The sequence below is a fragment of the Paeniglutamicibacter sp. NPDC012692 genome, assembly GCF_042901625.1.
Taxonomy (GTDB): domain Bacteria; phylum Actinomycetota; class Actinomycetes; order Actinomycetales; family Micrococcaceae; genus Paeniglutamicibacter.
Genome location: NZ_JBIBDE010000005.1, coordinates 139,641 through 159,944 on the forward strand (window position 1 = coordinate 139,641; position 20,304 = coordinate 159,944).

The 20,304-nt window shown below is 65.5% G+C and carries 14 protein-coding genes; 6 read left to right on the forward strand and 8 right to left on the reverse strand.

Annotation, left to right across the window (positions count from 1 at the left end; all coding sequences use genetic code 11):
- Nucleotides 1-123 precede the first annotated feature (123 nt).
- The 4 genes from ACFY5D_RS16900 to ACFY5D_RS16915 form a co-directional block, all read right to left on the reverse strand.
- Nucleotides 124-2,550 carry a lanthionine synthetase LanC family protein gene (locus ACFY5D_RS16900; protein ID WP_387532427.1) on the reverse strand — a complete coding sequence of 809 codons (2,427 nt, stop codon included), beginning with the start codon at nt 2,548-2,550 and terminating at the stop codon, nt 124-126.
- A 17-nt stretch (nt 2,551-2,567) separates the two neighbouring features.
- Nucleotides 2,568-3,776, reverse strand: a complete 1,209-nt coding sequence (locus ACFY5D_RS16905; protein ID WP_387532430.1) for a hypothetical protein — start codon at nt 3,774-3,776, stop codon at nt 2,568-2,570.
- A complete protein-coding gene (locus tag ACFY5D_RS16910; RefSeq protein ID WP_387532432.1) occupies nt 3,773-3,982 on the reverse strand; it encodes a hypothetical protein in 210 nt (69 codons plus the stop codon). Before ACFY5D_RS16910 ends, ACFY5D_RS16905 begins: the two co-directional genes overlap by 4 nt.
- A gap of 309 nt (nt 3,983-4,291) precedes the next feature.
- Nucleotides 4,292-5,119, reverse strand: coding sequence for a DUF6065 family protein (locus ACFY5D_RS16915; protein ID WP_387532435.1), 828 nt, complete (start codon nt 5,117-5,119; stop codon nt 4,292-4,294).
- Between the two features lie 118 nt (nt 5,120-5,237).
- Here ACFY5D_RS16915 and ACFY5D_RS16920 point away from each other — a divergent pair, with 118 nt between their 5' ends.
- Together ACFY5D_RS16920 and ACFY5D_RS16925 are read left to right on the forward strand one after the other, a co-directional pair.
- Nucleotides 5,238-5,915 (forward strand): MBL fold metallo-hydrolase, encoded by a 678-nt coding sequence (locus tag ACFY5D_RS16920; RefSeq protein ID WP_387532438.1) that lies wholly within the window; start codon nt 5,238-5,240, stop codon nt 5,913-5,915.
- 157 nt (nt 5,916-6,072) lie between these two features.
- Nucleotides 6,073-6,828 (forward strand): IclR family transcriptional regulator, encoded by a 756-nt coding sequence (locus ACFY5D_RS16925; RefSeq protein WP_387532440.1) that lies wholly within the window; start codon nt 6,073-6,075, stop codon nt 6,826-6,828.
- 59 nt (nt 6,829-6,887) lie between these two features.
- Here the strand turns inward: ACFY5D_RS16925 and ACFY5D_RS16930 are convergent, their stop codons facing one another.
- The 3 genes from ACFY5D_RS16930 to ACFY5D_RS16940 all read right to left on the reverse strand — a co-directional run bounded on the left by ACFY5D_RS16930 (nt 6,888) and on the right by ACFY5D_RS16940 (nt 11,254).
- Nucleotides 6,888-8,882 carry an acetoacetate--CoA ligase gene (locus ACFY5D_RS16930; protein WP_387532443.1) on the reverse strand — a complete coding sequence of 665 codons (1,995 nt, stop codon included), beginning with the start codon at nt 8,880-8,882 and terminating at the stop codon, nt 6,888-6,890.
- A gap of 59 nt (nt 8,883-8,941) precedes the next feature.
- Nucleotides 8,942-9,832 (reverse strand): amidohydrolase family protein, encoded by an 891-nt coding sequence (locus ACFY5D_RS16935; RefSeq protein WP_387532445.1) that lies wholly within the window; start codon nt 9,830-9,832, stop codon nt 8,942-8,944.
- Nucleotides 9,833-9,913: 81 nt separating this feature from the next.
- Entirely contained in the window at nt 9,914-11,254 is a 1,341-nt protein-coding gene (locus ACFY5D_RS16940) for an MFS transporter (protein ID WP_387532448.1), read from the reverse strand.
- 1,179 nt (nt 11,255-12,433) lie between these two features.
- Between ACFY5D_RS16940 and ACFY5D_RS16945 the strand changes: the two genes are divergently transcribed.
- From ACFY5D_RS16945 to ACFY5D_RS16960, 4 genes are all read left to right on the forward strand, one after another.
- A complete protein-coding gene (locus tag ACFY5D_RS16945) occupies nt 12,434-13,225 on the forward strand; it encodes an IclR family transcriptional regulator (protein ID WP_387532451.1) in 792 nt (263 codons plus the stop codon).
- A 105-nt stretch (nt 13,226-13,330) separates the two neighbouring features.
- Nucleotides 13,331-15,277, forward strand: a complete 1,947-nt coding sequence (locus tag ACFY5D_RS16950) for an FAD-binding monooxygenase (RefSeq protein ID WP_387532454.1) — start codon at nt 13,331-13,333, stop codon at nt 15,275-15,277.
- 114 nt (nt 15,278-15,391) lie between these two features.
- Nucleotides 15,392-15,982 (forward strand): TetR/AcrR family transcriptional regulator, encoded by a 591-nt coding sequence (locus ACFY5D_RS16955; RefSeq protein WP_387532457.1) that lies wholly within the window; start codon nt 15,392-15,394, stop codon nt 15,980-15,982.
- Nucleotides 15,983-16,384: 402 nt separating this feature from the next.
- Complete coding sequence (locus ACFY5D_RS16960) at nt 16,385-18,004, forward strand: MFS transporter (protein ID WP_387532460.1); 1,620 nt, start codon at nt 16,385-16,387, stop codon at nt 18,002-18,004.
- Nucleotides 18,005-18,546: 542 nt separating this feature from the next.
- Here ACFY5D_RS16960 and ACFY5D_RS16965 read toward each other — a convergent pair.
- Nucleotides 18,547-20,286: a CocE/NonD family hydrolase gene (locus ACFY5D_RS16965; RefSeq protein WP_387532463.1), complete on the reverse strand. Its 1,740-nt coding sequence runs from the start codon at nt 20,284-20,286 to the stop codon at nt 18,547-18,549.
- Nucleotides 20,287-20,304 lie beyond the last annotated feature (18 nt).

Below are 20,304 nucleotides of genomic sequence, written 5' to 3' on the forward strand. Positions count from 1 at the left end.
CGTGGTGCTGCGCGGTTTCACAACCCGGCAAATGAATCGGCTTCCGCACCCGAGCCGCGTGACCCGCCCGGCACAGGGCGTTCCACGGACCATCTTCGCGAAGCCTTAGAGCCGGAGGTTCCGCTACCGACGCAGTTGGATTCCTGAAGATGCCTCCGTAGGGGACTGGGCCTGCCCGTGCCAGCCTTCCCGTTCGAAGAACGGCATTCCCGCAAGCCCTGCGGCTTCGACATCTGCCGCAGCCAGCGCGATGCCGACGTCGCCGTGGAAGAGGCTGTGCGCGCGATGTCCGGCAACGGCCGGCTGTGAATCGGCCATCCTCATCAGCGCCCTGGCCCGGGCGAGCCACTGGGGGTCGCTGAACTCCCGGTAGAGGCGGAGGAGTGCATAGGCGCGGCCGGCCAGTCCGCAACAGAGGTCGGCGACAACGTCCAGGGGACCGTCGAAGGCACCCCAACCGGCCGCGTATGCCCGCCGCATGAAGCGGTCATCGCCGAAGAGCCGGTGGGCGGCCGTCCAGAGGTGGACGTGGCCGGCCGCGCCGTTGCACCAGCTTGCTGCCAGCAGGGGATTGTCAACGACTCCGTCGTTTCTGCGTGGCCAAACGATGGATCGCCCGGTGGGTATTCCCTGGTCCGCGAGCTGCTGCAAACGCAGGGGCAGCTGTTCCGGAACAGCGGCGTTCGAGGCCTCGCACCAGAGCATCGTGGCATAGAGGAGCCCTGCCCACCCGTGCGCGATGCCCAGTAGCTGGATGTCCTTGTTGAGGTGGATCGGAGGTTGCCGGTCGAGCTGGCGCCAAAGGTCGTCCATGAGCGCGTTGGTGTGAGCCCGAAGCCTGCCGGCAGTCTCGTTTTCCGGCAGGGTATCAAGCTGGAACACGCTTCCAAGCAGCAGGCCGGCCCGACCGAACAGGACATCCAGATGGTCGGGGCGCAGACTCGCTTCGATGAAGGCCTCAACGGAGGCCGCCTGCCGCATGGTGTCGCCTTGTGCGTGGGCGACGAGTGCCTGCACACAGTGGACGCCGGTGACGCTATGGAACAGCGAGGTCCGGCCAAAGACCTCCACGCCGACGCCAAGCTCGGCGGTCCAGAACGCATCGTCGGAGCGGTGTTCGTGCTCCGACTTGCTGGCCCACAGGTCCGCGCTGGCCAAGGTGGCGGAATCGGCGCATTCCCGAGCAGTTCGCAGGAGCGCATAGGCCAGCCCCGCACCGCCAAGGAACACCGACGCCGTTGGTGGCTCCAGACCCCGGGCGAAGGCTTGGCCCGGAGCCTCGAAACGGGACATCGAAGTTGCCGCGGGAGGGTCCTTGCGCGCCGCTTCGGCGAGGCGGTCCGTGCCGCCCTCTGCGTTGTCCAGGTCGCGCGCCGCTGCCTGACGGAGTTCGCGCAGCATTTCCGAGACAGACGAAAAGCGATCGTCGGGGTTTTTCGCCAAAGCGTGAAGAACCACGAGCTCAATTTCTTGCAGGTTTGAAATCCCGTGTTCCGCGAACGACCTCGGGGCGTCGTTGGCCAGTTGCCTGTTCATTTCGGCGCGCAACAGGGAAAAGGCGTGCGTCGGGCTTCCGGTGAAGAGCTGGTACAAGATGGCTCCGAGGGAGTAGATTTCTGCACTCGGTGCCAAGGGTGGCAGTTCCTTGCCTGCCAGGGCGGCGGCACCGGCCTCCGGCGCCTGAAACAGGTCGATGCCACCCCGGAGGAAGCCCCGGCTCGACCCGATCGGCACGGTTAGTCCGAAGTCCAACAGGGTGACCCGGCCGAAGGCATCGACGATTGCGTTGCGCGGATGGATGTCGCCGTGGAGAAGGCCGTGTGCATGAAGCTGCTCGTAGGCTTCGAGGAGACGCTCGGAGAGCATCACGAGTTCACGTGCCATCTCGGTCGGTCCCAGACCCCTTGTGCTGGCGGAAGCCTCGTAAAGGTCGCACCCGGAGTGCCAAGTCGTGGCAATGAAAGGCCGCCCGTCGGCATGGCCCGAGTGGACAAGCCGCGGTCCGATCTTGCCGTCGAGGCGGTCGAGCACCGATTCCTCGTTGCGAAGTGCGGCGATGATCTGCGGTGTCGCTGCGGGACCGGCAATCTTGACCGCGACATCCATCCCGCCACTCGTCCTGCCCCGGTACACCTCGGTGTCGTCGAGCAGGTGGGCGACCTCGAGGATCTGGATGTCGCCGATGACGGTGCCGGCCTGGAAGGTTGATGCGACGGGTTTCCCCGCGTCCGTGCCGGCGAGCACCAGCAGCTTGTCCGTGATCAGCGCGCTCAGCGGCCCAAACGCACTCTCCAGGATCACGTAGGGGTCCAAGGCATGGGCCGTGCTGAAGGCCACCACTGCGTCCGTGATCGACGTGGGGGAACGGAACAACTCGAGAAGCTTTGCCATGTCCCGGTCCACAATCGTGGACGCCGTCCGCGTCCGGGGCCTGCTGACGACGAAATCGGTGTCCTCACAGTCCAAACGGGACCTGGTTTCCGGCGGAAGTCCTGACACGGGCTCGACGAAGACGTCGGAAGGCAGGACCAAGGGGTCGACTATGCTCATGGGCGTTTCCTCTCCGGTTACAGTTCGGGCCAGGCCATGTCGACCGGAATCCACGTCTCCGTGTCGATGCCGCCGACTCCCAGCCGGGCAAGGGCGTATTGCCATGGCTGTTGGCCGGGCAATTGTGCATCGGACGCCTGTTTGAGGTGTTCGGCGAGCCGGCCGGCCACCCACATCCGCCAGCTTGTCCTCCGGCTTCCGTCGCCGTGCCCGGTCACCGGAGGATCGACGCCCCAGGAGAGCAGCCTGTCGGCCGAAACCTCCGCTGTGAACGGGACCCCATGGGCGGCGCAGCCACCGAGCCGCTCGGAAAGGAGCCAGCCAAATCGGCGCAGGTCGTCCAACTGGGGAAAATAGACGACGATCTTGTCCGGCCTGCAGATTCCTTCCAGCCCGGCGCCCACCTTGAACCCGGTGGCACCTCGGGCCGTTGCCATCGCGGCCGCCACTTCCCCCAGTGCGTTGTGGATCTCGCTGACGGATGGGCTGACATATAGCTTGTAGGTCGGGCCGCCAGCCGGCGGTCTTGCGCTTGAGGAGGGGCGTCTGCCCCACTGCCACCAATGCTCGTGCACCCCCTCCACGCCGGGCAACCGAAACCATTGGCTTCCCAGAACTCGTTGCAAGGACCCGTTTGAGGTGAGACCCAGATCCTGCTCCAAGACATCCGGATCGCCGAACTCCCGGTCGAGGTCAGGCGCGAGGGCCTGTCGCCCATAGAAGTAGAGGCGCAGGGTGAGATCTCGTTCGTTGAGCCACAGGAGTTCCTGTCCGTATCGCAATGCCGCCACGGACAGGTCCCTGACGCCGGATTGCCCGGCAGGCTGTCCGGGGGCCGTGAAGAGCGGCGCGGCGAGGGGGCCCGACACAAACTCCCCACCGTGCAGGACCTGCAAGACACCGTCGAGCACCAGTCGCTGGATTGCCTTCACGATATTGCTTTCCGCGTTGCGGACCGCATAACCCGGAATCGGTCCGGGAGTCTGAAGCGTCAGGACGAGAAGGGCGGTATCGGTTGAAATACTTCGTGGTTCCAACCCGGAACCAGGTCGGGGCTCGAGTGCTCCGTACGAGTCGCTTCCGTCATCCATTCCCGTATTGACATCGGTGCCGGCTGAATTGCGTTCAGCCGGCACGATGGAATATCCGGGGTTGGTTCGGTACGTCGCCCCGAGGATGTCAATGGCGGTGATCTTCGAGGTGCCGGTCACGGGCTGTTCGATCAATCATCCGTCCGTTCCGCGAGAATCTTCTCCACTGTTGCCACGTCCGCCAGGCTCTCCTGGACCTTGCGCATCACTACGTTCGCAGCCGCCCCGGTGGCCTCGGCCATTTTCAGCTTCAGCTCCAGATGCTGCCTGAGCAACGGAAGATCCTCGGCGTTGACAACGAGGGTTTCCTGGTTGGCGGCCCAGTCCACGGGGTTGACCACGGGAGACCAGAAGTCGCCCCAGGGGCCCTGGAAATGGCTCGGTACGCCGCAGGGCGGTGGCGGGGGCGGGGGAGGTGGCGGAGGCGGGGGGCATACTGCCGACTGGGGCGAATCGCTGCACCCTGCATCGCATGCCATGACTGATCCCGAGCCCCCGCAGGGGATCTGGATCCTCAACTTGTTCGCACGAAACACCATGATTTTCCTCCTGATTAGTCGCTTCGTGAGTCGAATGGGGCCACGCAACCGAAAACCACCGACGAGCCGGTGAAGACGCCCGTATGTGGTTTCGGTTGCCGGCTCGGTGAACTATTCGAGATCCACTTCGAATTCGGATAGGTGAAGGCGTGTCTGATGAGTCTGCTCCGAGGATTCGCCGGTTGCGTGCTTGCCTTGGAAGTAGTCCTTCTGCCATCCATCCGAATGCCGGTCCAGGAAGTCCTTCCGGGATTGGGCCCATGCGTTATGCCGGTCCCGGAGTTCCGGATCTGAATCCATCGTGCGGATTCTTGGCTGAAAAGTCTCCAGCTCCTCACGGCGCTGGGGAACGATCATGCACACGGGTTCGCCGACTTCGAACCGGACCGTGGTGAAGGGAGCAGTGAACTTCCAGTTCATGGTGAACGTTGAGGACGCCCAGTCGGATTCCACGATCCCCTCCAGCGGTGAGATGGCGTTTTTGGGGCTGTTTGCCGGACCGCGGACGAGCATGTTGTAGCCCGGCGGAGTCCTGAACACGAACGGTATGCTCCACGTTAGAATGCCGTAGCCGAAATAGCTGCCGGCCAGCGGCCAGTTCCCGGAGTCATAGTTGACGGAGACGCTGTTCAATCCGTCGTTGCCCGACCACTCCGCCGTGAACCCCGCATTGTTCAGAACCAGCCAGCCATTCTGGTTGGCGATCAGCAGTGGCAGGCATCGGTTGGCAAACCGCTGGTCCGTCGCAGTCATCCATTCCCGTTTCGCAGGCGCAGGGACGATTTTCATGGTCGTCGAGCCCAGACTGTATGCGACGAGGTCCAGAGGTGCGGGTTCTTCTTCCGGCGCTGTGGACCCGTTGTCTGCGGAATCCGAGGGATTGCCGGGCGCCGACCGCAGGGCGTCCGAGGTTGGATTGTGAATTTCCTGCTGGGACATTCTGAACCCCCTTAGCCAAAAGCCCCTTTACGCGAGAATACGCCGATTCGATACCGATGCAACAGGTTGCGGGCCCCGCTCTGGCGCGAACGCGGATCCCGCACCTAGGGTGTTCAGCATGGATCTGCAAAAGTTCTCGCACGCATGTGTACGCGTCCAATCCGGGGGAAGGGCCCTGGCGATCGACCCGGGCAACTTCAGTTCGGTGGCCGATGCGCTGGAGGGGGTCGAGGCGGTGCTGGTGACCCACGAGCACGCCGACCACCTTGACCTGGACCCCGTAGTGGAGACGCTGAAAACCCGGATCGGGCTGAGCCTCCACGCGCCGGCGCCGGTGGCGGCGCGGGTCCTGGAGGCGGCAGTCGCCGCCGGCGTGCCCGACGCGCAGGCGCGCATCCACGCGGTGGCCGCCGGGGATAGCTTCAGCGTTGCCGGCATGGAGGTCTCCGCCCACGGCGGTGAGCACGCGCTGATCCATGCGGCCCTCCCGAGGGTTGCCAACATCGGGTACTTCATCGACGGGCGGCTCTACCACCCGGGGGACAGCTACCACGTGCCGGAGGGCATCAACGTGGAAATCCTGCTCATTCCCGCCCATGCGCCGTGGGCGAAGATCGGGGAGACCATCGATTTCCTGGCAGCGGTGGGCGCCGCGCAAAACTACCCGATCCATGACGGGCTGCTCAACGCCCGTGGCCTGGCCATGATGGACGCGCACCTGACCCGGGTGGCCAGCGAACAAGGGCTCTCCTACCGGCGGATTGCCGACGGCGAACTGGTCCCACTGAACCCGTAGAGACCAGGCTGTACGTTGTACCCTGTATGTGGCGGCAAGCGGCAGCGGTCCGGACCGCGGGGCCCCGGCAGGCCGTTGCGGGACAACGACGCCCGGGCGCCGGTCACGGATCGGCGGCGAGTAACCGGGGCGAATCGCGGTGTGGCAGGATTTCAGCATGGAGAACAAGACCTCACCCGTTGAGTCCGTGGACCGCGCACTGGTGTTGCTGATGGCGATGCGCGACCGTGGCCCGCTCTCGGTCAAGGCAGCGGCCGAGTTGTTGCGTGTGGCGCCCTCGACGGCGCACCGCCTGTTGAACTCCCTGGCCTACAGGGGCTTTGCCGCCCAGGGCCACGACCGAACCTATAGGCAGGGGCCCGAATTCTCGGGACGAAGCGCCCGTCCGCTTTCTACGCAAGAGATTCGCCAGACCGCGCAGGTAGCCCTGCACCAGCTGCATTCCGCCGCCGGGGAGACCGTCCAGCTCATGGTCATGCACGGCGGCCACATCCAGTTCGTCGACGGTGTCGAATCGAACCGTACCCTGCGCGTCGGAATGCTCGTGGGGAACCTGATGCCGGCGTTCGCCTCCGCGGGCGGCAAGGCCATGTTGGCGAGGATGACCAACACCCAGCTCGAAGCCCTGTACCGTTCGGGCCTGCCGCACTGGCCCACCAGCAGGATCACCACGCCGGCCCTGCTCAAGAGGCACATGACGAAGGTCCGCCGGGACGGGTTCGGGGCCAGCATCGAGGAGACGGAACAGGGGGTCATGGGACTGGGCGTCAGCATCAACGACCCCCACGGACTGCCGGTCGCGGCGCTCACCATCGCGACTCCCAGCGTCCGCTTCGACCGCTCGGCCGTCGGCGCCAACGTCGAGGCGCTGCAGCGGGCCGCGGCTACGGTCACGGAGCAGCTGTACCGCTGAGCCCCTGCAGCCAAGGGCATTGCGCCGCCCGGCGGTGCCGCCCGGCGAAATGCCTGTCTTCAGCCGCGGGCCAGGATCCTGCTGACGCTTTGCACTGTCTCGTCCAGGTCCTGCGGGTTCACCAGCACGCCGGTGTCGATGACCCCTGCGGAACCACCCTGGACCAGCCGCTTAAGCGGAATTTCCAGGCGCTTGCCGGTGCGCGTGCGCGGGATGCTGCGTACGAACAACACGTGGTCCGGGACGTGCCGGGGGGAAAGCTGGGTGCGCAATGCGGTGCGGATCGAGCGCTCCAGCGCCGCGGTGTCGGCGTCCTGGCCGGCCTCCACCAGCAGGACCAGTTGGCCCATGGCACCGCCCTGCTCGAAATGCATCACCAGCGCGTCGTTGACGCCCGGGTGACCCTCGAGCATCGCATAGAACTCGGCAGTGCCCAGACGCACGCCGCCGCGGTTCAGCGTGGCGTCCGAGCGCCCGGTGATGACCCAGGTGTCCCGTTCCGTGCGCACCAGCCAGTCCCCGTGCCGCCACACGCCCTCGAAGGCATTGAAGTAGCTGGATCGGTAGCGCTCGGATTCGGGGTCGTTCCAGAAGAACGCGGGCATCGAGGGCATGGGGAGGGTGGCTACCAGCTCGCCCGGTTCCCCGTGCAGCGGGTTCCCTTCACGGTCCCAGGCATCCACGGCTACACCCAGCGGGCGGCAGGCCATTTCCCCGGCGTGGACCGCGCTCAGCGGGCTGCCACCCAGGAACGCCGCGCAAATGTCGGTGCCGCCGGAGGTTGGTGCCAGCATGATTTCCGGGGCGATCGCGTCATAGACCCACCCGGCCACGTCCGCGGCAAGCGGGGAACCGGAACACTGGATCTCGCGCAGGCGTGACAGGTCCCAGATCTTGCCGGGCTGCACCCCCGCGTGGGCGCAGGCGGCCATGTAGGCGGACCCGGTGCCCATGTACGTCGCCTCCGTCTCGGCCATGACCGCCCACTGGGACCAGGGGCCATCCAGCGAGGGCCAGTTGGGGTCCCCGTCCTGCAAGACCACAGTGGCGCCCACCAGCAGCGAGGAGACGCCCAGTGTCCACACCATCCATCCGGTGGTGGAGAACCAGTATGCGGTGTCCGCCTCGGAGAGGTCGAAGTGCAGGCCCATGGCCTTGTGGTGCTCCAGCAGCAGCCCGCCGTGGGAGTGGACGATGGCCTTGGGCGTGCCGGTGGTGCCGGAGGAAAACAGCACCGTCAGTGGATGCTCGAAGGGAACCGGCAGGCACGTTACCTCGGCGCGTTCCGCCGTGAAATCGGCATAGGACTCCGCGCCGGGTGCCGCGGAATCAACCTCGATGTCGGTGTCGAGGTAGGGCAGCAGCACCGTGTCCATGCCGGGCAGTCCGGAACGGATGGCGGCCAGATCATCGAGCTTGGCAATCGGCTTGTCGCCCCAGCGGTATCCGTCGATGGAGATCAGCAGACGTGGTTCCAGCTGGCCGATGCGCCCCAGCACCCCCTTGACGCCCATTTCCGGCGGAACGCAGCACCAGATGGCACCGAGTCCGGTCACCGCAAGGTAGCTGGCGAGCGTTTGCGGGATGTTGGGCAGGTATCCGGCGACGCGGTCTCCGGCTTTGATTCCGTGGCGGAGCAGTCCCTGCTGGATGCGTTCGACCTCTTCGGTGAGCCGTGCCCCGGTCCAGTCGAAGCTTCCGTTGGTCTGGCTGCGGGACTTGACCATGGTCGCGTCCGGGCGGCGTGCGAGGCTGCGCAGAATGTGCTCGGTGTAGTTGATCCGGGCACCGTCGAACCACGTGGCCCCGGGCATGGTGCGTTCAGCGAGCACGGAGGAGTAGGGTGCGTGGGTGATGATCTCGAAGTGGTCCCAGACCTCGGCCCAAAAATCCTCGAGGTTCTCCACCGACCAGGCCCAGGCTTCCTCGTAGTCCCCGAAGTGCCGGCCTGTCCTGGCCTCGATCCTTTCCAGGAACCGGCCCATTTGGCTCCGGGACCAGGTGTTGCGGGAGGGTGCGGGTCGCAGCTGGCTGCCCGGTTCGGTGTTCTTCATCGTTCTTCCTTCGCTGGTGGTTCGTGTCGTCCAGGTGCCCGGTGGAGGGCTGGCCGTGCCTAGGATGCGGTGGTTCCGGAATCGAGCCCGAGCAGCCTGACGGCGTTGTCCTTGAGGATCTTTTGGCGCGGGGCCTCGCGGATTTCTAGCTTGTCGAAGTCGGCCATCCAGCGGTCCGGGGGTAGCAATGGGAAATCGGAGCCGAAGAGGACCTTGTCCTGGAGCATGGTGTTGGCGTACTGGACCAGAGTGGCCGGGAAGTACTTGGGCGACCAGCCGGATAGGTCGATGTACACGTGGTTGTGCCGCACGGCCACGGCGAGGGCCTCGTCCTGCCAGGGGAACGAGGGATGGGCCATGATGATGCGCAGCTCGGGGAAGTCCACCGCCACGTCGTCGAGGGCCAGGGGGTTGGAGTACTTCAGCCGGATCCCACCGGATCCGGGCATCCCCGCGCCGATGCCGCTTTGGCCCGTGTGGAAGAGGGCGGGCACGCCCAGAGCCTGGATTTCCTCGTAGAGCGGATAAGCCGCATGGTCGTTGGGGAAATAGGACTGCAGGTTCGGGTGGAACTTGAATCCCTTGATCCCGTAGTCCTCGACGAGGATGCGGGCTTCCGCGACAGCCGCCTTGCCGCGGGCCGGGTCGAGGCTGGCGAAGGGGATCAGCACGTCGCCGTGCTTGGTGGCCTGTTCGGCGATATAGCGATTGGAGATCGGAGGGTGGCCGGTCGTGGCCTCGTGGTCAACGGTGAAGACGACGGCCGCCATGTTGCGCTCGCGGTAATGCGTGGCCACCGCTTCGATCCCCAGGGGGCCGTGGGCCGCGCCGAAGTACGTCTGGGCGGCGGCGCGGAAGTCGCCCGGCATGTCGGTATGGCCGTGATCGTCGGATTCGATGTGTACGTGCATGTCGATCGCGATGAGGTCCGCGACGTTGATAGTGCTCATGATGGTGTGTTGTCCTTGCCGGTGACGGCGCTCGCCGGAACCGGTTGCTTGGATGGCTGGGTGGAACAGGGAAATGAAGGCTCAGGAAACGGCGACGGCTGCGGGTTCCGCGGCCGATTGCTTCTGGCGTCCGAGCGAACGGCCCAGGGCCACGACGCACAAGGTGGATGCGGCCAGCGGGAGCGCAAAGAGAGCGAAGATGCTCTCCGGATTCCAGTCGCCGGCCAGCAGGTAGCCGACCACGATCGGGGCAACGATCGAAACCAGTCGCCCGAGCCCGATCATCCAACCGACTCCGGTTGCCCTGGCCCGGGCGCTGTAGATATCGGGGGAAACCGAGAAGAAGCCTGCAATGCCGGCATTGGTCAGCATGCCCAGGAAGAGGGCAAGCACCATGGCGAGCCAGATTTGGGTGAAGAGCATGGAGAAGACGATGTAGGCTGCGGCCGAACCGAAGAGGGCGATGACCAACAGCGGACGGCTGCGGAAGCGCACGGCCAGGGCGCTGAAGACGAAACATCCGAGGATGCCGCCGGCGTTGGCAATGGTCCCGGTGGTCACGCCGACCGAATCGTCACCCGATGTGGCTGCAATGATCTTCGGCGTCCAGGTGTTGGCGAAGTAGTAGGCAGCCACCAGCAGGCCGTAGCCGGCCCACAACATGAAGGTGCGGAATCGGATCGGGCTGGTCAGGACCTCGTGGATGGCTGATTCCCCACTTGATCCGGCTTCGACGCGGGGAAGCTCATCCAGTGCCGGGCGGCCGACCTTGGAAAGGATGGCGTTGGCACGTTCAAGGGCGCCCGCAGGCTGGCGGGTCAGCAGGTAGTCCAATGATTCGGGAAGCCAGAGCCAGGAGATGGCAAGCATGAGGACGGACAGGCCCGCTCCAATGGCGAAGATGGATTGCCAACCGAAGTGCGGGATGAACGGACCGGCAACCAGGCCGCCGATGGTGGCGCCGATCGGGTAGCCGGCGGTGTAGATGCCCATGATTGAGCCGCGGCGCTTGTTGGAGGAGTACTCCGAGACCAGCACGTTCAGGTTGGCCATCATGCCGCCGACTCCAAGCCCGGTCAGGATCCGGAAGGCAAGCAGTTGGTTCGCATCGGCGCTGAAGACGGATGCGACCATGCCAACGCTGATGATGAGAAGCGCGATCAAGGTGAGGCGACGGCGACCGATCCTGTCGGCCAGCGGGGTCAGGAAGATGGACCCGGCGGCCATCCCAAACAGGCTGGCGCTGAGCAGGAACCCCAAAGCGACCGGGGTGATGCCCCACTCTCGGGAGAGCGCCGGGGCGGCGTACGCCATGGAGGCCACATCGAATCCGTCGATGAGGATAAGGGCCAGTGCGATGGCGACTGCCATGACCTGGAATCGGCACATGGGCGAGCTGCGGATTTCCGCGAGAGTATCCATGGGGAACTTCCTGGGGTGTCGAGGGAAAAAACCGGACGGGATGCCGACCGACGACTGCGACCCTATCCAGATGCTCGAGTGACTTCCACAAATTGCGCGCAGATTCCTCGATAAGGAATTGTGGATTGTCCTTATACTGGCAGAATTTAGCCAACATTTTTGACGAGATTCGGCGATGTGACGCGGGACTAGAAGAAAGTAATGCACGGGGATTCCTTATTAAGGAATCTTGGCGCGATCATTTGAGGCGATGGCGCGGCACTCAGGAGGTTCATCTGCGCGTAGCGATCGGGGCATTCAGTACGCACGGCAATGTTGCCTTCAAGTTTCATGACCAGGCGATGGCCTGGCTCGAGCGTGTACGATCCTGGCGGGAAGCTTGGTCTTGGGGGAAGCGGAAAGGTCATCCGGCCGAATCCGTCGACCGTGCACCACAAAGGTGACACCCGTGTTTCACCTTTGTGGTGCAGCGGCCAACTATGAGGCTGTGGGTCGCCCGGGATTGACGACTGTTGAACGCATCTGTTGCCGGCTGCGGCCGTGTTCTCCAACCGCAGGTTCATGACCACGCCCGAGGTGGTCAACGCCCTGTGAGTTGCCAATCGGGTGCCCAACTCCGGTGGCTTGGGCACTCGTCCGGACCGCTTCGTCGGGGACGCCGCTACACTGCATGTGCCTGAACTGCGTGTGCATGCACATGCCAATCGGGCCGCACCATTGAGTCGCCTGAACCGGCCATTGCAACAGCGTCCTGCATCGGCGTGGGCCGTAGCTTGAACGCCCCGCGGCGTTGTGCTCTGAGGCGCGATGAGTTCTTTGGAACCTCGAATCACGGCCGTCGAACCAGACAACAAGTTTCCCGATCCCGGGATGTGTGGAGCACTGTTCCGGTCTCTCCCGGGTTCGGAGAGGCATGCCCTACCCCAAACGATGCCCGTGTTCCGCGTGATTCGGGTTGCGTAGGCCGGGTACAGGGAACGGGTTAGCTCCGGACGTAGGGAACCGTCCGATCCGCCCGGCGTGGGGGCATCGGCAGCAACGCGTTTGCCATGCTCCGCATCCTCAGTCCGGTCCTTGGCCAAGCGCGGTTTCGGCCCAGCAAGGTGCCTGTCCACGCGAAGAGCAGCCTTGGCGGGTCGTCATGGAGAGTTGCCAATTCTTCCGACATAGAATTCTGTTGTGCAGAACAAAATGGCAATCGTGAAGAAACCGCAGTACGCGATCGAATCGGTGGACAAGGCGTTGCAACTGCTCATGCTGCTTCAGGAAAGGGAATGGGTCCGCATTGCCGAGGCCGCCCAGGCGCTGGACGTGGCGCCATCCACCGCGCACCGGCTCATGGCCACCCTGGTCTACCGCGGCTTTGCCCTGCAGGACGAACAGCGCCGCTATTGCTCCGGTCCCAACATGGCCGCCGATGCAACGCAGGATGTCACCCGAAAGCTCATTGCCATCGCCCGGCCGCATCTTGAGGCACTTGCCGCCGCCGCGCGCGAAACGGTGAACCTGGTGGAGCGAGTGGGCAGCACCGCGCGCTTTCTGCACAGTGCCGAGGGCCCGCAATTGCTGCGCATCGGCAACCGTGCTGGCAGCGTCCTGCCCGCCCATACTTCTTCCGGGGGCAAGGCTGCACTGGCAGCGTTGCCGGAGGCCACCGTCGCGCAACTGTATTCGGGGTCGGCGTCCCGCAAGACCGGAAACCGGCTTTCGGCTGAGGAGCTGAACGCCCTGCAGGAGGAACTGGCGCAGGTTCGCGCCAGGGGATATGCGCTGAACCTGGCACGGACCGAACCCGACCTGGCCGCCATCGGCGCGGCGCTGGGTCCGCTCGCCGGCGGGAGGTCCCTGGCCGTCTCGCTGAGCGCGCCCATCAGCCGGGCAGCGGAGCTCCAGCAGCCACGGGTCATCGCCGACCTGGTTGCCGCCTGCGAGGCGATCCGCCGCGACCTCAACGCGGACGCTCCGGAGTAGGCGCCATTCTGTTCTGCTGTGCAGAATCTTCTGGGGATGGAGCGGCGATCGTCCCTAGGGTGTGTTGAAGGCCAGTCTTCCCCTCGACGAACTCCAAGGAGCACCATGCAGTTTTACCTCGATGGCTACTCACCCGGCGATCCGGCCCCGCGCCCCGCCGCCCCCGGACGCACCGAAACGCACGAACCTGAACTCCCCGAGGCGGTCGACGTGCTGATCGTCGGCACCGGCCCGGCCGGACTCGTCCTTGCCGCGCAGCTCGCCGAGTTCCCCGGCATCACGACCAGGATCGTCGAAAGCCGCGAGGCCGCCCTGGAGGTGGGCCGCGCGGACGGTGTCGCCTGCCGAACCGTGGAAATGTTCAACGCGTTCGGCCTCGCCGACCGCCTGCTGCGCGAGGCCTACTGGGTCAACGAAACAGTGTTCTGGCGCCCGGATGCGGGGGACCGCAACGGCATCGCCCGCAGCGGCCGGGTCCAGGATGTCGCCGACGGGCTGTCCGAATACCCGCACGTGATCGTCAACCAGGCACGCATGCAGGACTTCCTGCTTGAGCACATGCGCACCTCGCCCAGCCGGCTCGCACCCGACTACGGGCTTGAAGCCGTCGGCCTCGAAGTCGAGCCAGCGGGGGAGTACCCGGTCCGGGCGACGCTGCGGCGCACCGGCGCCGAGGGCGGCGAGCTGGAGATCCGGGCCAAGTACGTGGTGGGCGCGGACGGCGCGCGCAGCGCGGTGCGCCGGTCCATGGGCGTGAAGATGCTCGGCGATGCACGCAACCACGCCTGGGGCGTCATGGACGTCTTGGCCGTCACCGACTTCCCCGATATCCGGCTGAAGGCCGCCATTTCCGCGGCCGGCGGCAACATCCTGTTGATCCCGCGCGAGGGCGGCTACATGGTCCGTTTCTATGTGGACATGGGCCAGCTGGACCCGGCCGACCGCGGCGCCAGGGCAAAGCTGGGCCTTGACGCCATCATTGCCGCGGCGCAGAAGGTCCTGCATCCCTATGTGCTGGAGGTCAAGGACGTGGCCTGGTGGTCGGTGTACGAGGTGGGGCAGCGCATCGCCGAACGCTTCGACGACGTGGAACCCACTGCACGCGGCACCCGCAGCCCGCGGGTCTTCATTGCCGGGGATGCCTGCCACACGCACAGCGCCAAGGCCGGGCAGGGCATGAACGTCTCCATGCAGGACGGCTTCAACCTGGGCTGGAAACTCGCCGCGGTGCTCGAGGGCCGCAGTCCGGCAGCGCTCCTGGACACCTACGGCGCCGAGCGCCAAGTGGTGGCCCAGGAACTCATCGACTTCGACACCCGCTGGTCCAAGGCCATGGGGTCCAAGCCGAAGGATCCGAACAACCCGGAGGACACTGGCCAGGATCCCGCCGAGGTCGAACGCCAATTTGTCGAGGCGGGCCGCTTCACCGCAGGCTTCGCCACGGACTACGAACCGTCGATGATCACGGGCGAGGACACCCACGAGCATCTGGCCTCGGGGTTCCCGATCGGCGAACGATTCCACTCCGCCCCCGTCATCAGGCTGGCCGACGCCAAGCCGATGGGTCTCGGCCACGTTGCCCAGGCCGACGGGCGTTGGCGCCTTTATGCCTTTGCCGATGCCGCCGACCCACGTGGCGGCGATTCGAGGCTGCGTCGGTTCTGCGAGTTCCTTGCCGAGTCGGAGGGCTCCCCGCTGCGGCGGTTCACCCCCGAGGGTGCCGACCCGGATGCAGTGTTCGACGTCCGCGCGGTCTTCCAGCAGGGCCACCGGGAACTCTCGGTCGAGGGAATGCCCCCGGTGTTGCTGCCGCGCAAGGGCAGGTTCGGGCTCGTCGACTACGAGAAGATGTTCACCGTGGATCCGGGATCGGGCGAAGACATCTTCGCCCTGCGCGGCATCGACCGCCTGCAGGGTGCGTTGGTCGTGGTCCGCCCCGACCAATACGTGGCGCATGTATTGCCGCTGGACGCCACCGGGGAAATGAGGGCCTTCTTCGAGGGAATCATGCGGGTGCCCCACGCGGCGCACGCGAAGATGTCGGCGGTGTGACGAGCTGAGCATCCTTCCCAACGACCGTTTGGGCGCAGTCTTTGCCATGCCGCGCACTTGCCTGGGCCGCGTCCAAACTTAGACCCGGGGCAGGATTCGTCTAGGCTGAAGACCATGGCCACATTGAGGGAAGCGCAGAAAATGATGACTCGCCAGCGGTTGCTGGAGGAGGGGTTGGCGGCATTTGCCGAACAGGGATACTCCGCCACCACCATCGACGACATCGCCACGCGGGTCGGCGCAACCCGTGCGACCTTCTACCTGCACTTCTCCTCGAAGGCCGAGCTGGTCCGCGCGCTGGTGGAACGCACCAACGAGATGCTCGTGGGCATCGACAACCCGACACTGACCGAGGTCGTGGCCTCGGGCGACCGCGCCGTCTTGAAGACCTGGCTGGGGCGCAAGTTCGACCAGTGGCCCGACATCAAGGACCACATCACCGTTTCCCACCAGGCCGCGGCGGTCGAGCCGGACATCCAGGACTCCATCGACTCGTGGTTCGACGACGCCATCGGAAACATGAAGGCCGGACTGGACTTGGCCGGCCGCTTCGATGAAGGCAGCCGCCGCGTCCGCTGCACGATTGCCTTCGGCGAGCTGGAATTCTTTTCTGTCCGTTGGATGCGCCATGGCTGGTTCGTGGACCGCGAAATCGCCTTGGAGACTATGACCGACTCCTGGTACCACCTGCTCTGCGAGGGATAGCAGGGCGGGTCGATGGCCCGCACCCACATCTCATTTTCCGCCCGGCCATTGGCCGGGCGTTTTTTTGTTGCCCTCCGGAGGATCCGCCGGATCGCGCCGGGACCACGCCTCGAGTTTGCCGGGCTCCCGAGTGAATGAGGCAGGATTCAAACCCCTTGTGACGACAGCCACTAAAGTCGATTGACACGCTGTCTTGCGAGATGGCATGCTGTTAGCGAAATCACATGATTTGGAACGCGTTTAGTTCGGGGTCTCTCGAGAAATCCGCGACCTTTCATCTGTTCCGCCTACCGTCGAGCCGATTTGTGCCCGGGCCCCTTCCGCAACACGCAACCACCCTCCGGTAACCAGTTCGCACCGATCGGCCAAGGCTTCACCACACCGCAAACCAAGGAGTCACCCATGAGTCACGATCCGGAAGTCAGCTTCCCGTCCGACAGCCAGTCCTATTCGCCGCCCCGGGCGCAGGAGGCCGCATTCAAGCGCGGGATCCGCGGCACGTTGGCAGCCGCCTCGCTGACCGTGATGGTCGCGCAGATCGCCAACGCCCTGCCCGGTGCGCTGAACGGCGAGTTCCAGAAGACGTTCGGCACCGTGGGGTCGCAGCTGACCTGGATCACGGCGTCTTTCATGGTCCTCGTTGTCGTCTTCGAGCTGACCTTCGGTGTTCTCGGGGATAGGTACGGGCACCGCAAGCTGGTCCTCGGCGGCTCCGCGTTCGTTGCCGTCGGCTCGGTGGTGTGCGCTCTCGCGCCGACGGTGCAGCTGATGTGGGTGGGGTCGGCCATCAACGGGCTGGGTGCCGGGGCAATCTTCCCCGCCTCGCTGGCGCTGGTCGCGGCAGTGTCCCGAAACATGTCCGAGCGCGTGCGTGGCATCGCGATCTGGGCCGGATTCCTTTCCGCCGGCTCGGCATTCTCGCCGCTGCTTGGCGGCGTGTTTGCGGGGCTCGGGTCATGGCGTGGTGCCTACGTCGTGGTCGCGGTGGTGTCCCTGGTTGCGCTGGTGCTCACGGCGCTGTTGGCCCGCGAGGCGGTCTCCCCGCACGTCCGCTCCATGGATATGTGGGGCCAGGTCACGTTTGCCTTGGGCCTGATCCTGGTGCTGTTCAGCCTGATCCAGGGCCCGGAGGCTGGATGGTCGACCGGCTACGTGCTCGCCTCCCTGGTCATTGGAGTGGTGTTGCTGGCCGTGTTCGTTGCCATTGAACTGAAGGTCGCCGACCCGCTGCTGGACCTGCGCCTCTTCCGCATCCGCCAGTTCACCGTCTCCTCGATCGTCGCCGTCGTCGGCATGTTTGCGTTCCTGGGGGCCTGCTTCACCACCAGCATGTGGCTCGGTCCGGTGCAGCACCAGAACCCGATGTACCTGGGCCTGCTCTTCCTGCTGCTGCAGGGACCTGCCTTCGTGCTGATCCCGGTGATTTCCCGGTTGCAGGCACGCATCGGTTCCCGCTGGCTGATGACCCTGGGCTTCGCCGCCATGGGAGCCGGCGCATTGATCGCCTCGGGCTTCAACGTGCTGGACCGCGACGTCACCGCATTCATCCTGCCGTGCCTGCTGGTGGGCCTGGGCTTCGCCTTCACGCTCAGCCCGATGACGGCGATCGCCGTGAACTCGGTGCCGCGTGCCATGACGGGCATGGCGTCGGCCACCACCAACCTGTTGCGCGACCTCGGCTTTGTCCTGGGCCCGGTGCTGGTCGGGGCCGTGGCCTTCAGCGCGGCCGGAAGCCGCCTGGTGGTCTCGCTGCAAACCTCCAACCTGTCGCCGGAAGAGCTTGGGCCCGCGCTGGGAATCGCTCAGGCGGGTGGCCCAATCGCGTTGAACAGCCTGCCTGCCGGTGTCCCCGGGGCGGCTGCGAGCGAGTACGCGTTGGTGGCCCTGGGTGGCGGGTTCACGCAGGCCTACTTGGTGGTGGCGATCGCGGCCCTGGTGGCCGCGGCGCTGAGCTACTTTGGCCTCAAGGGAACCGCGGAGCATGAGCTGGATGAATCTCGCGGAGCGTCCGTCTCCGCCTGATCCATCACTTCAGGGGCAGGGTGTCGTCGTCGACGGCGCCCTGCCTTTTGTTGTCGGACGAGGTTGCGCGGCTGACCGGCACGCACGGCCACCCCGTGGAGTGCGACGAAGCCCGCGGGCTGGATCACGGTGCGTACATCCCGCTCAAGGAGATGTTTCCCCGACGCGGATGTCCCGGTACTGCAGATGCCCCGTTGGTTCAAATGTCGGTGCCCACGCTTGCCCCCAGGGCCTGGCCGAACTCGGGCAGACGCTGCCCCCCGCTGCGCGAGCGCGGCACCATGGTCGTCGACTCCGGCTCCGGCTCCACCACGCACAACCTGTGCTGCTTCAACCCCGTCGCCGGCCCGGACGCGGAGCCACCTGCGACATCGAGGCCAAGGCGGCAAGCGACGGCTTCCGGTTCGGACGCTCCAAGCGCTCATTGGTCGCTCATCCGGGGATCTAGGCGGGCCCGCATATTAAGCGCAAAGCGGCCGTGGCACCTTCGCGTGAGTTTCACGAAGGTGCCACGGCCGCAGTCGTACGGTGCGTCCGCTTGCCTAGTTTTCCTGGCTATCTTTCGCCTTGCTCGTGGTGAACGGCAGCACCAGCCGGGACTGGTGGACGGCGTCTCGGTAGATCTTGTGGGTGACCGGCCGGCCCACCGGCAGGTGGAAGGCGTCGGGTGGCAGCAGTGCGTTGTGCTCGTCGGCCATCGGCTCGCCGTTGGAGAGTTCAACGACCAGCTTGTGGCCCGGGGCGAACGTGTTGGCGAACGGGTAGAGGCGCAGCACGTACTCCTCGATCTTCCCCGGCTCCACCGGCACCGAACGGGTGTGCGGGTGGAACGGGTTGCCCTCGGTGGTGCGTTCGTCGAGTTCGCGGTGCGATGCCTTGAGGTAGCCGGTGGTGATCAGCTGGCGCTTGCCGTTGGGGGCGTAGTCCCACAGGCGCATGATGAAGTTGGTGTCCATGGCGTCGATCTCGGCAAAGATGTGCGCCGCTCCGGTGCCGATCATCTCCGTCGCTTCCTCGAAGGCCGGGGTTTCCCACCTGATGATCTCGACCTTGTCGGTCACGGTCAGCGGGGCCTGGTAGAAGCCGTCCGGGGCGGCGTATTGGACGCCCATGGTTTCCGGCTCGGTGGACAGCTTGTGGCGCGGGCGCAGGTAGAGGTTCGTGTACTCGATCTCCTTCGGCGGCCAGGCGTCGGCGGTGACGGTGTCGCGGGAGCCCTCGACGAAGACGCTCACGGCCGGCTCGTCCATCACGCCGTTGTCGATGCCCTTGATCCAGTAGTCGTACCAGCGGAACATCTTGTCGTGTTCCTCGATGAAGGGCCGGGACTGCATGGGCGGGTAGGGGCCGATGTCCAGCTTCTTGGGGCCCTTGAGCGTTTCGAAGAGCTCGATGGTGCCGTCCAGCGTCCAGCCGCGGCCCTGGTCCAGCTGCAGGTAAACGGGGATGTCGATGTTCTTCGCCAGGTTGATCGGGTTGCGTTCCTCGTACCAGTCGCCGTCGAGCTCGTTCATCACGATGTCGAACCAGGCCTCGTGGTTCTTGGGGTAGTTCAGCACGTGGACCAGGTTCGGCCAGGCGGCGACGTCCGGATCCTCGAGGCGCGTGGCGACCAGTTTCTTCAGCTCCTCCTTGGAGTGCTTCTCGACCATGCGCGACTTGACACCGTCGGTGAAGGCCCAGCCGGAGTCCCCGCCGCGGCCCTCGCGCGCGGCGCGCGGCATGAACCACATGACTCCGCCGTGGTAGGTGGTCTCGTAGAAGTCGTAGTGGCCGCCGGAGACGAAGATCGCCTTCAGGCTTGGCGGGCGCTCGGCCGCTGCGAGCACCTGCATGGAGCCGAAGTAGGAGATGCCGACCATGCCGACGTTGCCGTCGCACCAGGGTTGGGCCGCCACCCATTCGATGAAGTCGTAGGCGTCCTGGCCCAGCGAGACGCCGCCGGCGTTGTAGTTGCCGATGTGTTCGCCCTCGGAGTCGCCGGAGCCGCGCAGGTCGCCGATGACGTGGACGTAGTCCTCGGCCACGATGCGGGCGATGTCGCCGGCCTCGATGCAGCCGTCCCACATGGGGGAGGGGCGGCGCTGAGGCGGGGTCGTCAGGGCCAGGGCCTGAAGTTCCTTGCCATAGGGGCTCAGTGCGACAAGCGCCGGGCGCGGCTTGTCCTCGAGTCCCTGGTAGGCGTCGGCGGCGAGCTCGACGCCGTCGCGCATCGGGACCCGCAGGTCCTTGCGGATGGCGATCGTCTCCACGCCCGCCTGGACGGTCTGGTATTTGGTCATGATTGCGAAAGCTCCTTG

Bases quoted from the DNA above. Each gene is read 5' to 3' on its own strand.
- ACFY5D_RS16965 (WP_387532463.1), bottom strand. From the start codon at position 20,286: ATGACCAAATACCAGACCGTCCAGGCGGGCGTGGAGACGATCGCCATC.
- ACFY5D_RS16940 (WP_387532448.1), bottom strand. From the start codon at position 11,254: ATGGATACTCTCGCGGAAATCCGCAGCTCGCCCATGTGCCGATTCCAG.
- ACFY5D_RS16950 (WP_387532454.1), top strand. From the start codon at position 13,331: ATGCAGTTTTACCTCGATGGCTACTCACCCGGCGATCCGGCCCCGCGC.
- ACFY5D_RS16935 (WP_387532445.1), bottom strand. From the start codon at position 9,832: ATGAGCACTATCAACGTCGCGGACCTCATCGCGATCGACATGCACGTA.
- ACFY5D_RS16960 (WP_387532460.1), top strand. From the start codon at position 16,385: ATGAGTCACGATCCGGAAGTCAGCTTCCCGTCCGACAGCCAGTCCTAT.
- ACFY5D_RS16920 (WP_387532438.1), top strand. From the start codon at position 5,238: ATGGATCTGCAAAAGTTCTCGCACGCATGTGTACGCGTCCAATCCGGG.
- ACFY5D_RS16925 (WP_387532440.1), top strand. From the start codon at position 6,073: ATGGAGAACAAGACCTCACCCGTTGAGTCCGTGGACCGCGCACTGGTG.
- ACFY5D_RS16955 (WP_387532457.1), top strand. From the start codon at position 15,392: ATGGCCACATTGAGGGAAGCGCAGAAAATGATGACTCGCCAGCGGTTG.
- ACFY5D_RS16915 (WP_387532435.1), bottom strand. From the start codon at position 5,119: ATGTCCCAGCAGGAAATTCACAATCCAACCTCGGACGCCCTGCGGTCG.
- ACFY5D_RS16900 (WP_387532427.1), bottom strand. From the start codon at position 2,550: ATGAGCATAGTCGACCCCTTGGTCCTGCCTTCCGACGTCTTCGTCGAG.
- ACFY5D_RS16930 (WP_387532443.1), bottom strand. From the start codon at position 8,882: ATGAAGAACACCGAACCGGGCAGCCAGCTGCGACCCGCACCCTCCCGC.